Source organism: Stutzerimonas stutzeri (assembly GCF_024448895.1).
GTDB lineage: Bacteria > Pseudomonadota > Gammaproteobacteria > Pseudomonadales > Pseudomonadaceae > Stutzerimonas > Stutzerimonas stutzeri_Q.
Map to the genome: position 1 here is coordinate 1 of NZ_JAMOIC010000034.1, position 21,454 is coordinate 21,454.

At 62.1% G+C, this 21,454-nt stretch carries 22 protein-coding genes; 13 read left to right on the forward strand and 9 right to left on the reverse strand.

Going from position 1 to position 21,454, the window contains the following annotated elements:
* Window positions 1-328 precede the first annotated feature (328 nt).
* Window positions 329-2,032, forward strand: coding sequence for an alpha/beta hydrolase (locus NA619_RS23180; RefSeq protein ID WP_255964157.1), 1,704 nt, complete (start codon window positions 329-331; stop codon window positions 2,030-2,032).
* Window positions 2,033-2,158: 126 nt separating this feature from the next.
* On the opposite strand, the gene pbpG is transcribed toward NA619_RS23180, so the two are convergent.
* Window positions 2,159-3,103, reverse strand: a complete 945-nt coding sequence (gene pbpG / locus NA619_RS23185; protein ID WP_255964159.1) for a D-alanyl-D-alanine endopeptidase — start codon at window positions 3,101-3,103, stop codon at window positions 2,159-2,161.
* Between the two features lie 460 nt (window positions 3,104-3,563).
* Here pbpG and NA619_RS23190 point away from each other — a divergent pair, with 460 nt between their 5' ends.
* Entirely contained in the window at window positions 3,564-3,875 is a 312-nt protein-coding gene (locus NA619_RS23190; protein WP_255964160.1) for a glycine zipper domain-containing protein, read from the forward strand.
* Between the two features lie 13 nt (window positions 3,876-3,888).
* On the forward strand, window positions 3,889-4,494 hold the full coding sequence (locus NA619_RS23195) for an NAD(P)-dependent oxidoreductase (protein ID WP_255964162.1): 606 nt from the start codon (window positions 3,889-3,891) through the stop codon (window positions 4,492-4,494).
* A 22-nt stretch (window positions 4,495-4,516) separates the two neighbouring features.
* On the opposite strand, the gene aroE is transcribed toward NA619_RS23195, so the two are convergent.
* Window positions 4,517-5,335 carry a shikimate dehydrogenase gene (gene aroE / locus NA619_RS23200; RefSeq protein ID WP_255964163.1) on the reverse strand — a complete coding sequence of 273 codons (819 nt, stop codon included), beginning with the start codon at window positions 5,333-5,335 and terminating at the stop codon, window positions 4,517-4,519.
* Between the two features lie 40 nt (window positions 5,336-5,375).
* A complete protein-coding gene (hemF, locus tag NA619_RS23205; protein ID WP_255964165.1) occupies window positions 5,376-6,293 on the reverse strand; it encodes an oxygen-dependent coproporphyrinogen oxidase in 918 nt (305 codons plus the stop codon).
* Between the two features lie 153 nt (window positions 6,294-6,446).
* Between hemF and NA619_RS23210 the strand changes: the two genes are divergently transcribed.
* Window positions 6,447-7,424 (forward strand): quinone oxidoreductase family protein, encoded by a 978-nt coding sequence (locus NA619_RS23210; RefSeq protein ID WP_255964166.1) that lies wholly within the window; start codon window positions 6,447-6,449, stop codon window positions 7,422-7,424.
* A gap of 39 nt (window positions 7,425-7,463) precedes the next feature.
* Here the strand turns inward: NA619_RS23210 and NA619_RS23215 are convergent, their stop codons facing one another.
* From NA619_RS23215 to NA619_RS23225, 3 genes are all read right to left on the reverse strand, one after another.
* Window positions 7,464-8,021: an L-threonylcarbamoyladenylate synthase gene (locus NA619_RS23215; protein ID WP_255964168.1), complete on the reverse strand. Its 558-nt coding sequence runs from the start codon at window positions 8,019-8,021 to the stop codon at window positions 7,464-7,466.
* Between the two features lie 62 nt (window positions 8,022-8,083).
* Window positions 8,084-9,172, reverse strand: a complete 1,089-nt coding sequence (gene dprA, locus NA619_RS23220) for a DNA-processing protein DprA (protein ID WP_255964170.1) — start codon at window positions 9,170-9,172, stop codon at window positions 8,084-8,086.
* Between the two features lie 86 nt (window positions 9,173-9,258).
* On the reverse strand, window positions 9,259-10,284 hold the full coding sequence (locus NA619_RS23225; RefSeq protein WP_255964171.1) for a LysM peptidoglycan-binding domain-containing protein: 1,026 nt from the start codon (window positions 10,282-10,284) through the stop codon (window positions 9,259-9,261).
* 148 nt (window positions 10,285-10,432) lie between these two features.
* On the opposite strand from NA619_RS23225, the gene def reads away from it, so the two are divergent.
* The 4 genes from def (at window position 10,433) to trkA (ending at window position 14,834) form a co-directional block, all read left to right on the forward strand.
* Window positions 10,433-10,939 (forward strand): peptide deformylase, encoded by a 507-nt coding sequence (gene def, locus NA619_RS23230; protein WP_255964173.1) that lies wholly within the window; start codon window positions 10,433-10,435, stop codon window positions 10,937-10,939.
* Between the two features lie 195 nt (window positions 10,940-11,134).
* Window positions 11,135-12,064 carry a methionyl-tRNA formyltransferase gene (gene fmt / locus NA619_RS23235; protein WP_255964175.1) on the forward strand — a complete coding sequence of 310 codons (930 nt, stop codon included), beginning with the start codon at window positions 11,135-11,137 and terminating at the stop codon, window positions 12,062-12,064.
* A 5-nt stretch (window positions 12,065-12,069) separates the two neighbouring features.
* Window positions 12,070-13,392 (forward strand): 16S rRNA (cytosine(967)-C(5))-methyltransferase RsmB, encoded by a 1,323-nt coding sequence (gene rsmB, locus NA619_RS23240; protein ID WP_255964199.1) that lies wholly within the window; start codon window positions 12,070-12,072, stop codon window positions 13,390-13,392.
* Between the two features lie 68 nt (window positions 13,393-13,460).
* Window positions 13,461-14,834 carry a Trk system potassium transporter TrkA gene (gene trkA / locus NA619_RS23245; RefSeq protein WP_255964177.1) on the forward strand — a complete coding sequence of 458 codons (1,374 nt, stop codon included), beginning with the start codon at window positions 13,461-13,463 and terminating at the stop codon, window positions 14,832-14,834.
* Window positions 14,835-14,936: 102 nt separating this feature from the next.
* On the opposite strand, the gene NA619_RS23250 is transcribed toward trkA, so the two are convergent.
* The gene (locus NA619_RS23250) at window positions 14,937-15,590 is read right to left on the reverse strand and encodes a 7-cyano-7-deazaguanine/7-aminomethyl-7-deazaguanine transporter (RefSeq protein WP_255964178.1); all 654 of its coding nucleotides are present in this window, start codon (window positions 15,588-15,590) and stop codon (window positions 14,937-14,939) included.
* 270 nt (window positions 15,591-15,860) lie between these two features.
* On the reverse strand, window positions 15,861-17,270 hold the full coding sequence (locus NA619_RS23255) for a PLP-dependent aminotransferase family protein (RefSeq protein WP_255964180.1): 1,410 nt from the start codon (window positions 17,268-17,270) through the stop codon (window positions 15,861-15,863).
* Window positions 17,271-17,507: 237 nt separating this feature from the next.
* On the opposite strand from NA619_RS23255, the gene ehuB reads away from it, so the two are divergent.
* The 5 genes from ehuB (at window position 17,508) to NA619_RS23280 (ending at window position 21,149) form a co-directional block, all read left to right on the forward strand.
* Window positions 17,508-18,362: an ectoine/hydroxyectoine ABC transporter substrate-binding protein EhuB gene (gene ehuB / locus NA619_RS23260; protein WP_255964201.1), complete on the forward strand. Its 855-nt coding sequence runs from the start codon at window positions 17,508-17,510 to the stop codon at window positions 18,360-18,362.
* 245 nt (window positions 18,363-18,607) lie between these two features.
* Window positions 18,608-19,267 (forward strand): ectoine/hydroxyectoine ABC transporter permease subunit EhuC, encoded by a 660-nt coding sequence (ehuC, locus tag NA619_RS23265; protein ID WP_255964182.1) that lies wholly within the window; start codon window positions 18,608-18,610, stop codon window positions 19,265-19,267.
* Window positions 19,264-19,923 (forward strand): ectoine/hydroxyectoine ABC transporter permease subunit EhuD, encoded by a 660-nt coding sequence (ehuD, locus tag NA619_RS23270; protein ID WP_255964184.1) that lies wholly within the window; start codon window positions 19,264-19,266, stop codon window positions 19,921-19,923. Before ehuC ends, ehuD begins: the two co-directional genes overlap by 4 nt.
* Window positions 19,920-20,753, forward strand: coding sequence for an ectoine/hydroxyectoine ABC transporter ATP-binding protein EhuA (ehuA, locus tag NA619_RS23275; protein WP_272891891.1), 834 nt, complete (start codon window positions 19,920-19,922; stop codon window positions 20,751-20,753). Before ehuD ends, ehuA begins: the two co-directional genes overlap by 4 nt.
* Window positions 20,754-20,819: 66 nt before the next feature.
* Window positions 20,820-21,149 (forward strand): tetratricopeptide repeat protein, encoded by a 330-nt coding sequence (locus NA619_RS23280; RefSeq protein ID WP_255964185.1) that lies wholly within the window; start codon window positions 20,820-20,822, stop codon window positions 21,147-21,149.
* Between the two features lie 13 nt (window positions 21,150-21,162).
* Here the strand turns inward: NA619_RS23280 and NA619_RS23285 are convergent, their stop codons facing one another.
* Window positions 21,163-21,435, reverse strand: a complete 273-nt coding sequence (locus NA619_RS23285; protein ID WP_255964187.1) for a PilZ domain-containing protein — start codon at window positions 21,433-21,435, stop codon at window positions 21,163-21,165.
* Window positions 21,436-21,454: the final 19 nt, after the last annotated feature.

Below are 21,454 nucleotides of genomic sequence, written 5' to 3' on the forward strand. Positions count from 1 at the left end.
GCCGGTACTGGGTGATAGATATCGTGTCCTCACGATCACCCTTTCAACGAAAGCAGCATGGCTGCACCCAGCTCAACGTCAGGCCGCTCCACCACGCTTTTCGTAGGAGCCAGCTCGCTGGCGATCCGGGCCTCCGCGGCGTGGCGAAAAGATCGCCAGCAAGCTGGCTCCTACAGACGGTACTGGGCCGATACTGGGTGATAGATATCGTTGGCCATTTACGAGGCGTTGAGTAGACCGAGCAGGGAACCGTGACGACCCGAACGCCTCGAAAAGACCAGACGGCCGCCGTCGTCATCTCAATCATTGTCGAAGCTTGGGAGTTCCGATGAGGCTTCGCGCTTCGTTATCCGCCTGGCGCACGCTATCGGGCTTCGGCCTATTGTTGGGCACGCTGTTTTTCTGTGCAGCGCTGATGCCGTCGCTTCTGCCGCGCTCCACGTTGAGCCAGGGCGTTCTCGCTGGCGCGGCGCTGGCTGCCGGTTATGGCTTGGGAGTGTTCTTCCGCTGGGTCTGGCATTACATGGGGCTGACGGACCCACCAGAGCGGCTGCGTGGCACGGTCAACATTGGCATCGCCATCGTCTGTACGGCACTGGCGGGCTATTTTCTCAGTCAGGTAACGGGCTGGCAGAACTCAGTACGCGTGCTGATGGGCATGCCGCCGGTTACCAGCGGGCATCTCCTTGAAGTCGCCCTGACCGCACTGGCGACCTTTCTGATTCTGCTACTGCTGGCACGGATCTATCGCTTCCTGTCGCGCTTCATCACCCGTCGTGCCGATCGCTTTCTGCCGCGTCGCATCGCCAACGTTATTGGCGTGCTGCTGGCCCTGGCGCTGGTCTGGTCGTTGGTGACCGATGTGCTGGTGACCCAGGCTCTGCGCGCCCTCGACGCCTCGTTTGCCCAATACGACGCGCTGATCGAGCCTGAGTCGGCCCAGCCCGAGTCACCGCTCAAGAGTGGCAGTCAGGACTCATTGCTGCGCTGGGACGAACTGGGTCGCACGGGCCGGGAGTTCATCGCCACAGGCCCGACAGCAGAGGACATTGCCGCCATCAGTGGCCGCGCTGCACAGGAGCCGATTCGCGTCTATGTCGGCCTGCGTGCGGCTGAAGCTCCGGCTGACCGCGCCCGGCTGGCCCTGCGCGAGCTGATACGCACCGGCGCCTTCGAGCGTTCCGTGCTGGTGCTGGTGACGCCGACCGGCACCGGATGGATCGATCCCGCTGCGATGAACACCGTCGAATACCTGCACCACGGCGACATTGCCAGTGTTGCGCTGCAGTATTCCTATCTCAACAGCCCGCTCTCGCTATTGGTCGAAGCCGAATACGGTGCGGATGTGGCGCGGGCGCTCTTCGCCGAGGTGTACCAATACTGGAGCGCGCTGACACCGGAGCAGCGGCCGCGACTGTATCTGCACGGGCTGAGCCTCGGCGCGCTGCATTCGCAACGCTCATGGGAACTGCATGAGTTGCTCGGCGACCCTTTCCAGGGTGCCTTGTGGAGCGGGCCGCCGTTCAAGAGCGAACTGTGGCGCAGGATCACGGCTGACCGTACACCGCAGAGCCCGGAATGGCGGCCACAGTTTCGTGATGGCCGCTTCGTGCGGTTCATGAATCAACAGGGAACACCCGAGCCGGCTAACGCGCCCTGGGGGCCTATGCGGCTGCTTTATCTGCAGTACGCCAGTGATCCGATCACCTTTTTCGACTACCGCTACGCCTGGCGCCGGCCGGACTGGTTAAGCGCGCCGCGCGGCCCGGACGTCGCGCCCGCGCTGCGCTGGTTTCCATTGGTGACCATGCTGCAGCTGGCCGTGGACATGGCGGTGACGACGCCCACTCCGCTCGGATTTGGCCACGTCTATGCACCGGCTGATTACGCCGATGCCTGGTTGCTGGTGACTACGCCCGAAGGCTGGGACGCCGCGTCGCTGGCCCGACTCAAACGTCATCTGCACGAAGAATTGGCCGCTGCCGCCGAGCAGGACGACAACGAAGCCGCCTATGGCAATCGTGGCGGCTGAGCAGGCCGGGCCGGCGCACACGGAGCGTTCCGATTCAAGGAACGCTCCCTCGAATAGCGATAACGTCGACTGGCATGCGCCGGCAGAGACTTCGATGATGCCGCTGTTACGACAGGCTGTGGCAGATCAGCGTGTACCGATAACCGCGGCCGCTGCGTCAGCCGGCTGACCGGCCAGTTGGCGTTCGGCCATTTTCTGCTGCTTGTAGGCCAGGGCCGCTGGTGCCACCGGGGTCACCTTTCCGGTCTCCATCCACTTCTTCAGGCGGTTGGCATCCGCCATGTGGGTGTACTTGCCGAATGCGTCGAGCACCACGAAGGCCACGGGGCGCTTGTTCATCACGGTGCGCATGACCAGGCAATGGCCGGCGGCGTTGGTGAAGCCGGTCTTGGTCAGCTGGATGCTCCAGTCAGGCTTGCGTACCAGCGCGTTGGTGTTGCGAAAGCCCAGGGTGTAGTTGGGCTTGTGGAAGGCAACCGTCTTTTCCGAGGTGGTGCTGAACTGCTCGATCAGCGGATAGGCCTGACTGGCCTTGAGCAGCTTGACCAGGTCATTGGCGCTGGACACGTTCTGTTCGGACAAACCCGTCGGCTCGACGTAGCGCGTGCGCGTCATGCCCAGCGCGGCGGCCTTGGCGTTCATCGCCTTGATGAAGGCGCCATAACCACCGGGGTAGTGATGAGCAAGGCTGGCCGCGGCGCGGTTCTCGGATGACATCAGCGTCAGCAGCAGCATTTCCCGGCGGCTGATTTCGCTGCCGATGCGCACTCGGGAAAACACACCCTGCATTTCGCGCGCATCGCGGATGGTCACGGGCAGGCGCTGATCGAGGGGGAGCTTGGCATCCAGCGTGACCATGGCGGTCATCAGCTTGGTCACCGAAGCGATGGGCACGACGAAATCAGGATTGCTGGAATAAAGCACTTCGTTGGTTTTCAGGTCGATGACCAGCGCACTGCCTGAAGCAAGTTCCTGCTGCATGGCAGTTTGTGATGCAGCGGTGACGGAGGGCGACAACATGGCACCGCCGCACGCGAGCAGCAGGCCGAGGAGGGTTTGACGTACTTTCAAGATAGACACCGATGAATTGGCAATTGGATATGAAGCGCCGCTGAACAACAGACGCGGCGCGCATTATAGGTAAACCCCGTTCACAAATAAGGGGGTTGCAGCTTTATATTTCGGCGCGTTCAGCGCCAATCCCGTCTCGTTCATGACACGCCGCTTCGCTTGTTCGCCGCAGGGCGGGTTTAATCACACTCGAACCGCAGCGACATATCAGCGCAACGCCAAGGGGGCATTCGGAGTGTAGAAGAACATCACAGACCGCGCTCTGAAGCCCTTTCTGCCGCCCTTTCCGGCTCAGAAGCAGCATTTTCTGGCTATCGGCAGCGAAGACCGCCGCCGCAATCGAGCCGATCAACGGGAACCCCAGGGTGCAGAGCGGGTCCGCTACCTATCAGGACCCGATGTCGCTGCACCTTCCAACGATCATGGGGTCAAACCTGCACACTCATTGGGGAGAAACACCATGTCCCGCTTCAGCCGCAAGCCCACCACCCGCGACGAAATTGAAAATGAAATCCACAACCTGATGACTGCGCTCGACGAGCTGAAGGACGACGCGACCCGCAACTCGCGGCATCGCTTTGATTCGCTGCGCTCGCGCGCCGAATCGCTGTGGAATGACGCAGACTTCGACTCGCACCGCCGTGACCTGTCCAGGCGCAGCCGCGAAGCCAGCCGCATGGCCAAGGACTGCGCCCGTGAACATCCAATGAGCACCGTGGCACTGGCCGCCGGCGCCGTGGCGCTGATCGGCTACCTGGTCACCCGCCGCTAAGGCTGCACCGCGCATGCTCAATGCCGAGACGCCCCGGCTCAAATTCGCGCTCTTCGGAGCGCATTCGAGCCTGGGCAACGCGTTGTTATGCGAATTGCTGACCCGTCAGCACGAGGCCGTGGCCCTGGTCGACGAACTCAACTCCATGACCGTGCGCCCCGGCTTGAGAGCTAAACCCGGCGATCTATTCGATGCCATCAGTGTGTCGCAAAGTGTCGCCGGTATGGACGCGGTCATCTGCCTGTTCGACAGCCCGTCGGTGCCAACGAACGACAGCGCTGCTGACCATCCGCATGATTTCCATCAGGCGATGGATGCCTTGCTCGTCGGCTTGCCAAAAGTAGGCGTTGAACGGCTGCTGTTGGTCGCAGACCTCAGCACCCACGGTGACGAACCGCCTGTTGCCGCCGCCCTGCAGCGATTGTCCGAACACCCGCTCAGATGGACCCTGGTGGATGCCGAAACCGACGGCGAAGATCTCTCCATCGAAGACTTCAGCAACCTCGAAGGCCTCGCCGCCAATGATCGTCGCGTGCAGCTAAGACGCATCGCCGCCGGCATGGTCGATGAGCTGGAAAGCCCGCAGCACCTGCATCAGCAGATTCACTTCCGCTTTTGAACAAACCTCTACGGTCGGTCGATCAGCCAGACAGCTGACGGCGCAACTGCGCCAGCACCGCCGCCGACTCGGGCCGCACCCCCCGCCATAATTCGAATGCCGCTGCCGCCTGCTCGACCAGCATGCCCAGACCATCACGCGCCTGCGCGTCGTGGCTGGCAGCCCAGGCGCAGAAAGGCGTTGGCTCGGCGCCGTACATCATGTCGTAGCAGAAGGTTTCACCGGCACGGACCAGGCTTTCGCTCAACGGCGGCAGCGCGCCGCCAAGACTGGCCGAGGTGCCGTTGATGATCACATCGAAGTCGCCGGTAAGCTCATCGAAGGCGGCGGCACTCACCAGGCCCAGCTCCGCGAATTCGCCCGCCAGCTGCTGCGCCTTGCTCAACGTGCGATTGGCGATCACCAGTTCAGCCGGGCGTTGCGCCAGTAACGGTTCCAGCACGCCACGCACGGCGCCACCTGCACCCAGCAGCAGGATGCGCTTGCCCTGCAGCACCACGCCGGCGTTATCCAGCAGATCACGTACCAGGCCGATGCCATCGGTGTTGTCGCCGAGCAGCGTGCCGTCTTCGAGCCTCTTCAGGGTGTTCACGGCCCCAGCCCGCTGCGCTCGCTCGCTCAACTGGTCGGCGAGACGAAAAGCCTGCTCCTTGAACGGCACGGTGACATTCGCGCCATGGCCTTGGGCGAAGAAGTCACGGGCAAAGCCCGGAAAGTCCTCGAGCGGGGCTAGCAAAGGCTCGTAGCTGAGGTCCTGACCGGTTTGCTCGGCAAACAGACGATGGATCTGCGGTGATTTGCTGTGGCCGATGGGATTGCCGAAGACGCCGTAGCGGTCCATTGAAGCTCCTGATGTCGTAGCGATTACGGGCGAAACGCGCTCAGGGCTGCTCGCCGAGCCAGTCGCGATCCTGCAGGAAATAGTCGGTGAGTCGCGCTTCCGGCGTGCCGGGCTCGGGATGTTTGTCGTACCCCCAGCGCACCAGCGGCGGCAGCGACATCAGAATCGATTCGGTGCGCCCACCGGATTGCAGGCCGAACAGGGTGCCGCGGTCGTAGACCAAGTTGTACTCCACGTAGCGACCGCGACGCAGCTCCTGGAATTCGCGCTCGCGCTCGCTGAAAGCCATCGCCTTGCGGCGCTGGACAATGGGCAGATAGGCATCGAGGTAGGCATCACCTACGGCACGCATGAAGGCGAAGCTGGTGTCGAAATCCCAGTCGTTGAGATCATCGAAGAACAATCCACCAACGCCGCGCGGCTCGTTGCGGTGCTTGATGTGAAAGTAACGGTCGCACCATTCCTTGTAGCGCGGATAGACATCGGCCCCGAAGGGCACGCAGGCGTCCCGAGCGACGCGGTGCCAGTGAATGCAGTCTTCCTCATTGCCGTAATAGGGTGTCAGGTCGAAGCCGCCGCCAAACCACCAGACGGCTTCTTCGCCTTCCTTTTCCGCGATGAAGAAGCGCACGTTGGCGTGGGATGTGGGCACGTAGGGGTTTTCCGGATGGATCACCAGCGACACGCCCAGCGCCTCGAAGCCGCGGCCGGCCAGCTCAGGGCGATGGGCACTGGCCGAGGGTGGCAAACCGGTGCCGTGGACATGGGAGAAGTTCACGCCGCCCTTTTCGATCAGTGCGCCGTTTTCGATCACCCGGGTCCGGCCACCGCCGCCTGCGGGGCGTGTCCAGGCATCTTCAACGAAGCGAGCACCGCCGTCTTCGGCTTCAAGGGCGACGCAGATTCGGTCCTGCAGATCGAGCAGGTAGGCTTTGACGGCTTCGGTACGCTCGTTCACGAATTCACCTTGGCAATGTGGCCGCGAGTAGGCCTCGAAAGGACAGACTCGGCCATGCGGGAACAGAAGGGCCGGCAAGCATATCACCCGTCTAATTGACGAACGCAGCCTGGAAGCGTTGGATAGGCTCCTTTGCATTTGCCAGGAGTCGACATGTCGCAGCGCATCCAATTCAGCCAGCACGGTGGTCCCGAGGTTCTCGAACAGGTCGATGCGCCGGTCGTCGCGCCAGGAGACGGTGAGGTCCGCGTGCGCAACCACGCGGTCGGTCTGAATTTCATCGATACCTACTTTCGAGGGGGCCTTTATGTGCCGCCGAGCCTGCCCTCAGGGCTGGGCACCGAAGGGGCCGGTGAGGTCGAAGCAGTCGGCGAAGGCGTAACAGATTTCAAAGTGGGCGACCGCGTGGCTTATGCAACCGGACCGCTGGGTGCGTACGGCGAGCACCACAGCTTGCCGGCGCGGCATCTGGTCAAGCTGCCGGACAGCATCAGCTATGAGCAGGCGGCGGCGGTTATGCTCAAGGGCCTGACCACGCAGTATCTGCTGCGGCAGGTCCACGACCTTCAGGCGGGCGAAACCGTGCTGTTCCATGCCGCCGCGGGCGGCGTCGGCTCGATCGCCTGCCAGTGGGCCAAGGCCATCGGCGCGCAACTGATCGGCGTGGTGGGTTCGGCAGATAAGGCCGATCGGGCCAAGGCGCTGGGTGCCTGGGCAACCATCGACCGCAGCCAGGAAGACATCGTCCAGCGGGTGCTGGAGCTGACCGATGGTAAGAAATGCCCGGTGGTCTACGACTCGGTGGGCAAGAGCAGCTGGGACGTCTCGCTGGATTGCGTGGCGCCGCGCGGGCTGCTGGTGAGTTTCGGCAATGCCTCAGGCGCCGTCACAGGAGTCAATCTGGGCGTGCTGGCTCAGAAGGGTTCGCTGTTCGTGACTCGCCCGGTGCTGGCCGGCTACGCGGACAGCGCCGAGCGCCTGCGTGCCATGGCGGCTGAACTGTTCGAGATGATCGCCAGCGGCAAGATCAAGGTCGAAATCGGTCAGCGCTACCCACTGGCCGAGGCCGCCGAGGCGCAGCGTCAGCTCGCGGCCGGCAAGACCACCGGCTCGACGATCCTGCTGCCCTGATCCCGGGGTTTGTTCGTCTGGTCTGAGCCATCCCAAGGCTCAGGACGGACGGATCACCTCGCCACTGCGAAGATCCCGGATGGTGCTGGGATTACGCCGCCCACCGAGGGAGCCGCCCAGGACGCCATCGAGCTGGGCCGGAAAGTACTGCTCGACCCGCAAACGCGAGCGCGCCGAAGGCCGGCCAGCAGGGTTTGCCGACGTGGAAACCAGCGGGCCGGTAAGGGCACAGAGCCGCGCCACCAGCGGATGATCGCTGACACGCAGCGCTACGCTGTCGTGCTTGCCAGTGATCCAGTCCGGCAGTCGCTCGCGGTGCGGTACCAGCCAGGTATTCGGGCCGGGCCAGGTGCCGGCCAGGCGATCAAGCCAGCGCTCTGGCAGATCCTCCAGCAGAAAGTCGAATTGCTCGATGCAGTCGGCCACCAGAATCAGGCCTTTTTCCACCGGACGTTCTTTCAGCGCCAGCAGCCGATGCACCGCGTCGCTGTCCCATGGATCGCAACCCAACCCCCATACGGCCTCGGTCGGATAGGCGATCACCCCGCCGCGCCTGACTACCCGGGCTGCCTGCTGTATACGCCAATTGCCGACCATTGCGACCTCCGCAGAATTAGTCGGCGCAGTGTACCCAAGCGCATGTTGCCGTCCAGCCAGCCTCAACCTGCCCGCGCGATCCAGAGGCCATTCTCGCAGGCGACCAGTCCTTCGATCTCCAGCTCGGTCAATTCCGCTAGCACCTGTGATAACGGTTGCGCAACTGCGCCTGCCAGGGTCTCGCTGGTCATTGGTGCCGCGTGCAGCTGGTCGAGCAACGGGTGGGCCGGACGCGTTTGCGGCTGGGAATGGGCCGGCGCTTGCTGCCAACCACGCAGCGCCTGGAGGACGTCTTCGACACTCTCGACGAGCGCTGCGCCCTGACGAATCAGCTGATGACAGCCCCGAGCACCGGGGTGATGAATCGAACCTGGGATTGCATAGACCTCCCGGCCCTGTTCGGCGGCGAGCCGCGCCGTGATCAGTGAGCCGCTGGACGGGCTGGCCTCCACCACCAGTACACCCAGCGAAAGGCCACTTATGATGCGATTGCGACGGGGGAAGTTGGCCGCCTGCGGAGGGCAGTCCAACGGCAGTTCGGAAACCAACGCGCCACCGTTTTCGACGATACGGGCGGCCAGACCCAAATGACGGCGCGGATAAAGGCATTGCAGCCCCGTACCCAGCACGGCAACCGTCTTGCCACCGACATCCAGCGCACCTTGATGCGCGGCGCCGTCGATGCCCAGCGCAAGCCCGCTGGTGACCACGAAACCGCCACCCGCCAGGCTCCGCGCGAACGCCGTGGCGTTGTCCAGTCCGGGCCGGGAAGCACGACGGCTGCCAACCATGGCCAGCTGTGGGCGCTCCAGCAGACTCGGGTCTCCATCAACAAAGAGCAGTGGCGGCGCGTCTGGCAACTCTGCCAGCAATCCCGGATAGCGTGGATCATCCCACATCATCAGCTCATGACCGGGCTGCTCGAGCCAGCGCAGCGCCAGTGCGGCTCGCTCGCGAATGGCAGGGCTACGTCTGGGCTCGGCACAACTAGCAGGTAAGCCCAGCGCGCGCCAGGCGGCGGCAGGTGCGCTGAGTGCAGATGAGGCATCAGGGAATGCGCTGAACAGCTTCTGCAGCCGGCGCGGGCCTACGTCCGGCAGCAGATGCAGGCGAAGTCGGGCTTCCAGTTCGGCAGGGGAAATCGAGGGCATCAGAGAGCGTCCTTGTCTCGTCGCACCGCATCCATGCGGTGGTGATCAGCAGAAAAAAAGCCCCGCTTGTGCGGGGCTCGGGTAACTCAGGGGTTGCGGACCTTGTCCATCACCGCCAGCGAGCGAGTTGCCTGCAGCACCAACCCGTAGCTCAGCTTGTCGTAGGTACGGAAGACCATCAGCAGGCCGGAGCGCTCGTCCGGAATCTTCACGTTTTCGCCGGTTACCCGGTCGCGAACGGTTTCGCCGGTCTTGTATACCGCCAATACGTTGCCGATGCTCAGCCCGTCACGCTCGCCCTTGTTCAGGGTCACCACGTCGAACTGGCCGATCTGGGTTACGCCGCGAGGCACATCCAAAATCACACCGCTGACCTGCTCCTTTGGCTCGCTCGGCATGAAGGTCGAATTCACCGCACGCTCTTCGCTCGGGAACATCCGATCACCGATGCGTGCTTCCTGGGTGACGCGAGTAAGCATCATGGTGGCGATGTCGCCTTCCATCTCAAGCAGCTCAGCGGTGCCTACATCATCGGCGTTGATGCCCAGCATCTCCTGAGTCTCGGGGTCCACGTAGGTTTTGCCCTGGCGGAAGATGCCGTAAACACCGATCCCGTCCTGGAATTCGCCTCTCCCATAAATGCGATCACCGGTGCCGCTGACGACGCGCTCGGCGTTTCCGGCAACGATGTAAGGCGCCCCGTCGAACTCCACAGCACTGTCGACGATTCGGTTTTTCAGCAGGAAGCTGTTGATGGCTTCCAGCGGAATGGTGCTGATCGCTTCAGCCATGGGCGTGCTGCGAACGGATGGGGAGAGTTTGATGGTGCCGCGCGATGCGCCGCGGTTGAGCATGACCCGCGGCTGGCCGTCGACATAGACCAGGCTCAGGCTGTCGCCTGGGTAGATCAGGTGCGGGTTTTCTACCTGCGGGTTGGCATGCCAGAGCTCCGGCCACTTCCAAGGTTCGCTGAGAAAGCGAGCGGATATGTCCCAGAGTGTGTCGCCTTTCACTACGGTGTATTGCTCAGGATGGCCATCCTTCAGCTCCACAGCGGCCTGCGCCATGCCGCCAACCGCCACCAGCAGCAGGGCGAGTAGTGATTTCCTCATGTGGTGAATCCCTTTATGATGTGCCTTCACGTAAAGCGCCCTAGCGCCGCAGAAACCCTTGTGGAAAGCGGCGTTAAGCCGTTTACAAGCTGCCCGGCATCTTAGCAGCGGCTTTTGACTTTATTCCATAAGTGCATCACAAACGCATATGGCAATCCTGAACATCCTTGAATTTCCTGATCCGCGCCTGCGTACCATCGCCAAACCGGTGGATGTGGTCGACGACGGCATTCGTCAGCTCATCGACGACATGTTCGAGACCATGTACGACGCGCCGGGCATCGGGCTGGCCGCTACCCAGGTCAACGTACACAAGCGGGTCGTGGTGATGGATCTGTCCGAAGACAAGTCCGAGCCGCGGGTTTTCATTAATCCCGAGTTCGAATTCCTGACCGACGAGATGGAGCAGTACCAGGAAGGTTGCCTTTCGGTTCCTGGCTTCTATGAAAACGTCGATCGACCACAGAAGGTCAAGATCAGGGCGCTGGGTCGCGATGGCCAGCCCTACGAACTGATTGCCGAGGGCCTGCTGGCCGTGTGTATCCAGCACGAATGCGATCACCTGAACGGCAAGCTGTTCGTTGACTACCTTTCCAATCTCAAGCGCGACCGGATCAAAAAGAAGCTGGAAAAGCTTCACCGTCAGCAGGCTTGATTCCCGACCCAAAGGCTTGCAGCGCAGGCTGTTTGAAAACGTAGCGAGCGAAGGTCAGGCTAGGCAAAAACAGGCGAAAAAGCGCAGTTTACGCGTTGTAAATGAGCATTTTGAGGCTGTTTTTAACGCAGCATGACCGAGCGCAGTAGTTTTCACGCAGCCTGCAGCAAGCCTTTTTTATTGACGAGTTCTTCCATGCGCATCGTTTTTGCCGGTACTCCGGAATTTGCCGCCCAGCACCTGCAGGCACTGATCGACGCCGGTCGCGAAGTGATCGCGGTCTACACACAGCCGGATCGCCCGGCCGGTCGCGGCCAGAAGCTGATGCCTAGCCCGGTCAAACAACTCGCTCTGCAGCATGACATTCCCGTACATCAGCCGCAGACGCTGCGTGATCCCGCTGCCCAGACCGAGCTGGCTTCGCTGCAGGCCGACCTGATGGTGGTGGTGGCGTACGGATTAATTCTGCCGCAGCTGGTCCTGGACATGCCGCGTCTCGGCTGCATCAACAGTCACGCCTCGCTGCTGCCCCGCTGGCGAGGCGCTGCGCCCATCCAGCGGGCGATCGAAGCCGGCGATGCCGAGTCGGGTGTGACGGTGATGCAGATGGAAGCGGGACTGGATACCGGACCGATGCTGCTCAAGGTTCGCACGCCGATAACGGCTGACGACACCGCCGGAAGCCTGCATGACAGGCTTGCGGAGCTCGGCTCGAATGCCGTGATCAAGGCCGTCGCCGCGCTTGAAGCCGGTACGCTTGTCAGCGAGGTTCAGGACGATAGCCTGGCGACCTATGCGCACAAACTGAACAAAGACGAAGCGCGCCTTGACTGGACACGTGCCGCGGACGAGCTGGAGCGCCTGGTGCGTGCGTTCCATCCATGGCCGATCTGCCACAGCAGTCTCGATGGTGCAGCCGTGAAAATACACGCAGCCGAATCGGGCACCGGGCGCGGCACACCAGGCCAGCTCATTGGCGCCGACAAGAACGGCTTGGAAGTCGCCTGCGGGAAGGGCTCCTTGCGGCTGACACGTCTGCAGCTGGCAGGCGGTAAACCCTTGGCGTTCAGCGATCTGTTCAATAGCCGCCGGGAGCAATTCGCCCCCGGCAAGGCGTTCGAATAATGTCGATGAACCCGCGTCTGGCCGCGGCTCGTGCCTTGGGGGTGGTGTTGTCGGGCAAGGCTTCGCTGGGCAGCAGCCTGCCGGATGTAATGGGCAAGGTAGACGCCCGTGATCGAGGCCTCACACAAGAGCTGGCGTTCGGTACCGCGCGCTGGCAACCGCGCCTCTCAGGGCTCGCCGAGCGCTTGCTGCAGAAACCGTTCAAGGCTGCCGATCGCGACGTCGAGGCGTTATTGCTGGTCGGTCTTTACCAGCTGTTCTACACCCGCATCCCGCCGCACGCTGCCATTGGCGAGACCGTCGGCTGTGCGGAAAAGCTGAAAAAGCCCTGGGCCAAGGGGCTGCTCAACGCGGTGCTGCGCAATGCCCAGCGCGAAGGCGAGGCGATATTTGCCGAGCTTGAGCGTGACCCGGTCATTCGTTTTGCCCACCCGCGTTGGCTGCAAAAGTCACTCAAGGCCCACTGGCCCGATTATTGGGAGGCGATCTGCACGGCCAACAACGCGCATCCTCCAATGATGCTGCGCATCAATCGTCGCCAGGTCGAACGTGACACCTATCTCGCCGAGCTGCAGGAAGCAGGTATTGAAGCCTTCGCCTGCACTCACAGCGAGGATGGTATCCGCCTGGCCGTGGCCTGCGATGTCAACCTGCTGCCGGGTTTTGCCGAAGGCCAGGTAAGCGTTCAGGACGAGGCTGCGCAACTGGCCGCGGGCCTGCTTGATCTCGCACCCGGGCAACGGGTGCTGGATGCCTGCTGTGCGCCGGGCGGCAAGACGTGCCATATCCTCGAACGCGAGCCGCAGCTGACCGAGGTAGTGGCACTGGACCTAGAACCCAAACGGCTCCAGCGCGTGCAGGAAAACCTCGACCGCCTGCAGCTGCAGGCTACGCTGGTGGCTGCCGATGCCAGGGCAACCGATCAATGGTGGGATGGCCAGCCGTTCCAGCGCATCCTTCTCGACGCACCCTGTTCAGCCACTGGCGTGATTCGCCGCCATCCGGACATCAAGCTGGCCCGTCAGGCTGATGACATCGCGCCGCTGGCCAGTTTGCAGGGCGAAATGCTCGATGCACTCTGGCCGACGCTCGCGGTCGGAGGCGTGCTGCTCTACGCCACCTGTTCGGTACTGCCAACCGAGAACCGCGAGGTGATCGAGGCGTTTCTGGCGCGCATGCCAGGGGCGCGCGAACTCGATCTGCCGAGCGGATTCGGCGTCGCGCAGTCCCATGGGCGTCAGCTGCTGCCACAGGAAGATGGCCACGACGGCTTCTATTACGCCAAGCTGATAAAAATCGCGGCCCAACCCAACGGCCAGAACCAGTAAATGTGCCAGGCAGAAGCCTCGGCCATCATGGAAGCGGCGGCTAACAGCCGCCTTTCAGGAGCGATCGCGTGAAGATCATCATTCTCGGTGCAGGGCAGGTAGGCGGCACGCTCGCGGAGAACCTGGCCAGTGAAGCCAACGACATTACCGTGGTGGACACCGATGCAGATCGTTTGCGGGATCTTGGCGATCGCCTCGACATCCGCACCGTGGTCGGCCGCGGGTCGTTTCCCACCGTACTGCGTCAGGCAGGCGCAGACGACGCCGACATGCTGGTGGCCGTGACCAACAGCGACGAGACCAACATGGTCGCCTGCCAGGTCGCCTACACCCTGTTTCACACGCCGACCAAAATCGCCCGAGTGCGCGAATCGGTCTACCTGACCCGCTCCGGTCTGTTCAGCAACGAAGCGATTCCGGTCGACGTGCTCATCAGCCCCGAACAGGTGGTGACCAACTACATCAAGCGACTGATCGAGCATCCCGGTTCGCTGCAGGTGATCGACTTTGCCGGCGGCAAGGCGCAATTGGTAGCGGTACGGGCCTATTACGGCGGGCCGCTGGTTGGACAGGAACTACGCCAACTGCGCAACCACATGCCCAATGTCGACACCCGTGTGGCCGCCATCTTCCGCCGTAACCAAGCGATTCTGCCTCAGGGTGATACGGTCATCGAAGCGGACGATGAGGTGTTCTTCATCGCCGCGCGTGGGCATATCCGCGCCGTGATGAGCGAGATGCGCCGCCTCGATGACAACTACAAACGCATCGTGATCGCTGGCGGCGGGCACATCGGCGAGCGTCTGGCCGAGGCCATCGAGAGCCGCTATCAGGTCAAGATCATCGAGATGAATCCGGCGCGTTGCCGCTACCTCTCGGACACCCTCGACAGCACCATTATCCTGCAGGGCAGCGCGTCGGATCGCGATCTGCTGGTGGAAGAAAACATCAATGACGCCGACGTCTTCCTCGCCCTGACCAATGACGACGAGGCCAACATCATGTCGTCGTTGCTGGCCAAGCGGCTGGGCGCGCGCAAAGTGATGTGCATCATCAACAACCCGGCGTACGTCGATCTGGTCCAGGGCGGCGAGATCGACATCGCCATCAGCCCGCAGCTGGCCACCATCGGCACATTGCTGACCCACGTCCGCCGTGGCGACATCGTCAGTGCCCACTCGCTGCGTCGAGGTGCTGCCGAGGCCATCGAGGTGATTGCCCATGGCGACTCACGCTCGAGCAAGGTGGTCGGTCGCGCCATCGGCAAGATCGCCTTGCCGCCGGGTACCACCATCGGCGCCGTGATCCGCGATGAGGAAGTGCTGATCGCCCACGACAACACGGTCATCGCATCAGGCGATCACGTGATCCTGTTCCTGGTGGATAAACGCCACATCCGTGATGTGGAACGGCTGTTCCAGGCCGGCCTGACGTTCTTCTGATCACGCGGCCGATAAGTCAGCGGCCGCGTGATCGTCAGCCAAGAAAGTGGCCGCTCTCAGGCCGATATGGCTGTTCACGCGCCTGCATGGCAGAAGCGGCTACTACGCCGTCGCCGCTTTCTGCCCCGGCAGCATCCGCACGATGGCATTGAGCAGCATGCCGTAGAGCGGCACGAACAACGCCAGGCTGATGATCAGCTTGATGACGTAGTCGACGCTGGCGATCTCCACCCAGTTCGCTGCCATGAAGGGATCGTCGCTGTGCCAGAAGGCGATGGAGAAGAACAGGAAGGTGTCCAGCAGGTTGCCGAAAATGGTCGAAGCGCTCGGCGCTATCCACCACTGGCGCAGGCCGCGCAGGCGGTTGAATACCTGGATGTCGAGAATCTGGCCTAGCGCGTAGGCAAGGAAGCTGGCGACCGCGATACGGAACACGAACAGATTGAACTCACCCAGCGACGCGAGGCCGGCGAATGCGCCTTGGTGAAACAGCACCGATACCACGTACGACGCCACAAGCGCAGGCAGCATGACCTGAGCGATGACCCGCCGCGCTGGACCCTTGCCGAGCAGACGTACAGTCAGATCGGTGGCCAGAAAAATGAATGGGAAGCTGAACGCGCCCCAGGTGGTGTGCCACCCGAACAGAGTGATCGGCAGCTGCACCAGGTAGTTGCTGGCGATGATGATGATGATGTGAAACGCGATCAGACCGGCCAGCGTGGCACGGCGGACCGTTGAGGGGATCTGCAACATGGCATGTCCTTTTTGGAATGATGGGGTTAGGGAACCCATTGCCCGGCCGACATGGCCGGAGCGGCGCGCATTCTAGTGGCATTTCGATGCTGACGGTAGCGCGCCGGTCGGAATGTGATCCGGGAAGGTACCGAACAAACCAACTGAAGGGACGCGCTCCGGCCAACTTTGCGGCCCGTAGGGTAGGCTTTAGTCCACCAACGGATGTTCGTGCCCGGACTAAAAATTTATCTAGCCTCACCGGCTAACGGCGGCTGCGCATCGGTCGGATCAACGCGCGCCGCGGAATTCGTGAATTTCCGGATACTGCTCGAAGACGTCGCGAATACTTGCCAGCCCCTTTCGTAGCCGTTGCTCCCCGCACTCGGCCCCAATGCACAGACGCATCGCCCTGGGGCGTTGACTGCCCGGCGGCAAAAAGGGATCGGGCAGCGTCAAGGCGATTCCACGTTCACGCAATTCATGCTGCAGGGCGTCTAGCTCCCAATGCTCGGGCACCTCCAGCCAGGCACTGAGCGAAGCCGGATGGCTGCCTCGCAGGTAGTCGCCAAGCTCTGCAGTCACAGCAGCCTGGCGACTGGCGATCAGTTCGCGCTGCAGTTTCACCAGCTCTGCGGCACGGCCATGCTCTATCCACCGGGTGGCTATCTCGCCGAGCAGGGGAGCGGCCATCCAGCTGTTGACCCGGAAAATGCTTTCCGTGCGCAGCGCCAGCCGCCGAGGCATGGCCAGGTAACCGAGGCGCAGGCCGGTCAACACCGATTTGGTCAGGCTGGTGCAGTAGAACGAGAGTTCGGGCAGATACTGGCTGATGGGCGGCGCTTCTCGGGCATCGCCAAGCAGCGGCCCATAGACGTCATCCTCAATGATGAAAACCCCGTAGCGGCGGGCAATCTCGGCGATTTCGCGGCGACGCCTGTCGGGCATCAGGCTGCTGGTGGGGTTGTTGAGATTCGGCGTGCAGACCAGAGCGGTCACGCGCTCGTTGCCACAGAGATCCTCGAAATGCTCGGGATCAAGGCCGTGGCGGTCGGCATCCACACCTTGGAGCTTGAAACCAAGCACTTGAGCGGTACCGATCACCCCGTGGTCAGTGCAGTTCTCGCAGAGGACCAGATCATCAGGTCCCGCCAACGACGCAAGCGCAAGGAAAACGGCCTGGGAGGTGCCGTTGGTCAGCAGCAAATCACGAGGCTCTACCGTGAGCCCCAGCCCGGCGAGCCATTTCGCGCCAATCTCTCGATGGTGCTCGAAACCGGCGATGGGGCGACAGGCATGGATCCATGGCTGTTCATGCTCGGCCGCCAGCTCCGCGCAGGTCTGCCGCCAGTAACGATCATGCAGCTCGGTGTGAACGATGCGCACCGTGGAAAAATCCAGCAGCGCATGCTCGCCGCGGTCGAGCATGGAGGTCGCCACGCGCTCACTGATGCGCCGACTGACGAAGCTGCCGCGTCCGACCTCGCATCGCACCCAGCCCTGGCGTTCCAGCTCCTTGTAGGCATTGGTCACCGTCTGCACGCTGATACCGAGTTCAGCGGCGAGCAAGCGCTGCGGCGGCAGACGCTGCCCATCCTTCAACTCACCTTGTTCAATATCGCTCGCGATGGCGGTGACCAACAGCTTGTATTTCGACCCTCCGCCGTGGACGGCAAGCAAGGCCTCTTTCCAGTTGCGCATGACGTTCACCCTTGTCGAGACGACAGGATCAGTCGAAGCGCAATGTCATGCAATTGTCCTAGTGCAATCCTATGGAGAAAACTGCCTTTGCTATCCTCGGTCAGCGAAACGCGGCGCACTCCAAACAATAGACAAAGCCGCGCCGAGGCAGGGAGCGACCTGTCCTGATGCTCTTGAAACTGCCCTCCGAATAGCAGGCTCATCTGCGGACCATAAAAAAGCACAGGAGAATTCATGATGAATCGCGCACGACCTTTCCATTTCGGCAAGCTATTGCTGGCCTCCGCCATATTGACCGGCTTCTCCATCGGCGGTCTGGCACAGGCCGATACGCTCGATAAGATCAAGTCGGACAGCAGCGTCCGCATTGGCTATGCCAACGAGACGCCCTTCGCGTACACCGCCACCGACGGCAGCGTGACAGGAGAGTCGCCTGAAATCGTCGAGAAGATTTTCCAGAAGATGGGCATCGAAACCATCAACCCCGTGCTTACCGAGTGGGGCTCGCTGATCCCGGGATTGCGCGCCAGCCGTTTCGATCTGATCGCCGCCGGCATGTACATCACGCCCGAGCGCTGCAAGCAGGTGCTGTTCACCGACCCGCACTATCAGCTTCAGGACACGCTGCTGGTAAAGGCGGGCAACCCCAAGCAACTGGGCAGCTATGAGGACATCGCCAAGGACGAGTCGATCAAGCTCGCGATCATGTCCGGCACCGTCAACCTCAATTACGCGCGCAAGGCAGGGATCAAGGATTCGCAGATCGTCCAGGTGCCCGACACCACGTCCCAGTTGCAAGCCGTACGCACCGGGCGCGCCGACGCAGCGGTTGGCACACAGCTGACCATGCGAGGGCTGGCTGAGAAGGCGGGCGATCAGGTCGAGGCGACCGACGATTTCAAGGACGACCCGGCCAACACCGGTTACGGCGCCCTTGCGTTCCGGCCGGAAGATAAAGAGCTGCGCGATGCGGTGAACGCCGAGCTGAAGAAGTGGCTAGGCAGCGACGATCATCTGAAGACCGTCGAACCTTTCGGCTTCGATCGCTCGAACGTCACCGACAAGACCGCCGAGGAGCTCTGCAGCGCCTGATACTGTGGCGCATGAACCAAGGAACCGGCTCGGGCTTTTTTGAGCCCCTGCCGGGCTCCAAGTGAATAGTCTTCAGATCGCTCTTCTTCCTCTCTCCGGCCCCGTCGCAACACCGCGACGCGACCGCTTTCGACTGGCCTCTCGCCAGCCGCAGAACGCTACCCGGCGCCGGGTCATTTCCCTCACGCAGCAAAGCCTGACGGGCGATTTGCTCGCGTTGCCGCGCCGCCAACCGGATATCCAAGATGAACGAACTACTCCCCCTCATGCTGCAAGGGGCCTGGGTGACCGTGCAGATCACCTTCTGGGGCTCGCTGCTGGCAATCGTCGCGGCGCTAATCGGCGCCCTCGGCCGCCTTTCACCCATTGCGCCGCTACGCTGGCTGGCCATCGCTTACATCGAAGTGTTCCGTGGCAGTTCCTTGCTGGTGCAGCTGTTCTGGCTCTACTTCGTTCTGCCGATGCCGCCGTTCAACATCGCCATGAGCGCTTTCAATGTGGCGGTGATCGGCTTGGGGCTGAATATCGGCTCCTACGGGGCTGAGGTGCTGCGCGGCGCCATCCGGTCTGTCCATGAAGGGCAATACGAGGCGTGCCAGGCGCTGAATATGACCGCTTGGCAGCGTTTGCGTCGGGTCATCCTGCCGCAGGCGATGCTGGCGGCGATCCCGCCGGGCACCAACCTGCTCATCGAACTGCTGAAGAATACGTCACTGGTTTCCCTGATCACCCTGTCGGATCTGGCCTTCCGCGCGCGGCAGCTGGACCAGGCCACACTGATGACCCTGGAAATATTCGGCCTCGCGCTGGTGATGTATTTCATCCTGGCGCAGATCATCAACTTCTCCATGCGCACCCTGGAGAAACGCCTGGCGCGCGGACGCATGCGGGGGGGTATGTCATGAATTTCTTCGACTGGCAGTTCGCCTGGGAGATTCTTCCAAGATTGCTCGACGCGTCGCTGAAAACCATCGGCATCACCATCGCCGGGTTCTCCATCGCCATCGTCCTCGGCTTGTTCCTGGCGGTGGGACGCCGCAGCCGATACCGCTGGCTGTCCTGGCCCATGACCGGCCTGATCGAGTTCATCCGCAGCACGCCATTGCTGATCCAGGTGTATTTCCTGTTTTTCGTGCTGCCCAACTACGGCTTCAATCTCACTGCGCTGCAGGCCGGCATCATCGGCATTGCGCTGCATTACGCCTGCTATACCGCCGAGGTCTACCGAGCCGGGCTCGATGCCGTGCCGCGCGCGCAGTGGGAAGCAGTGACGGCGCTGAACATGAAGCCGCTCAATGCCTATCGCAAGGTGATCCTGCCGCAGGCGCTGCGACCGATCCTGCCGGCGCTGGGCAACTACATGATTTCGATGCTCAAGGACACGCCCGTGCTCTCGGCCATTACCGTGGTGGAGATCATGCAGCGGGCCAAGAACATCGGCTCGGAACACTTCCGTTATCTAGAACCGATCACCATGGTCGGCCTGTTCTTCCTCATTCTCAGCCTCGGCCTCGCCTGGTTCGTGCGCCGACTGGAAAACCGTATGGAGCTAGCCCGATGAACGCACCGATGCCTGCCAGCGACATCCAGAATCCGAACAGCACGGCCAGCGAGCCAGAGCTGATGGTGCAGTTTCGCGATGTAAGCAAACATTTTGGCGATCTGACGGTACTCAACCATCTCGACCTGGATGTCCGGACGGGTGAGAAGGTCGCCATTATCGGCCCCAGCGGCTCCGGAAAATCCACACTGCTGCGCGCTCTGATGACCCTCGAAGACATCGACGAAGGTGTGATCATGGTCGACGACGAACCGCTGACCCACATGCCTGGCGCCAATGGTGAATTGGTTCGCGCCAACGCGCGGCATCTTCGCCGTGTCAGGGGAAAGGTCGGCATGGTGTTCCAGAGCTTCAACCTGTTTCCGCACATGAGCACCCGGCAGAATGTGATGGAAGCGCCGGTGCAGGTGCTTGGACTGTCGAAAAAGGAAGCCCGCGAGCGCGCCGAGGAATTGCTCGCCATGGTGGGACTGGATGACAAGCTCGACCACTACCCGTCGCAGCTTTCCGGGGGCCAGCAACAACGGGTAGCCATCGCCCGTGCACTGGCCATGCGACCCAAGGTCATGCTGTTCGACGAGGTGACTTCAGCCCTCGATCCCGAGCTGTGTGGTGAAGTGCTCAACGTCATTCGCCGCCTGGGCGAGGCGCACAGTCTGACCATGCTGATGGTGACGCATCAAATGGGGTTCGCCCGTGAATTTGCCGACCGCGTATGCTTCTTCAACGAAGGCCGAATTCATGAACAGGGCACACCGGATGAGCTGTTCGGCAACCCGCAGGAAACCCGTACGCAGGAATTTCTCAGTGCGGTGACCCAGGCGAGCTAGGCTTAGAGCGGGGCGTGTCATTCAAGATGGACGCAGACACGCCATAGGCTTTTTCAGGGGAACACAATGCTCGAATCACTGCAGAAAATGCTGGCCCAGGGCATGGACAATCCCATGCTGCGCTTCGGCCTTGGCAAGGGATATCTGGACGCGGGCGAGGCCTCCCAGGCCGCTACGCACCTGCAGCGCTGCGTTGAACAGAATCCAAAATACTCGGCCGCCTGGAAGTTGCTTGGCAAGGCCCTTCAGGCCAACGAGGACGAGGAGGGCGCCCGCCGCGCCTGGGAGCAGGGTCTTGCAACCGCGCAAGCCCAGGGCGACAAGCAGGCCGAAAAGGAAATGACGGTCTTTCTACGCAAGCTGAACAAGCAGGCTGGGCTGCAAACCCCGGAGTGAGGTTCAGCCTTCGCTAGTCTTCCTGAATAAACCGCAGGCCAACGCCTTCGCCATCGACCCGCATGACCTCCATCTGCAGCACCGGCGCCGGTATCGGCAGATCCTGCACCTGACCGCTAACAATCATGCCAAGCTGCAGTTCGGTCAGCTGCGGATGTTTCACGTAAACACCGCCATCAGAGAGATCGCGGGTGTGCGCGAACACCTCGCCGAACGACTCGTGCGCGATGCGAATGCGGCACTTCATCGGTGCGCGTGGGTGTTGTCGCTGATTCGGATTTCCCATGACTGTCCCTGTGGCTGCA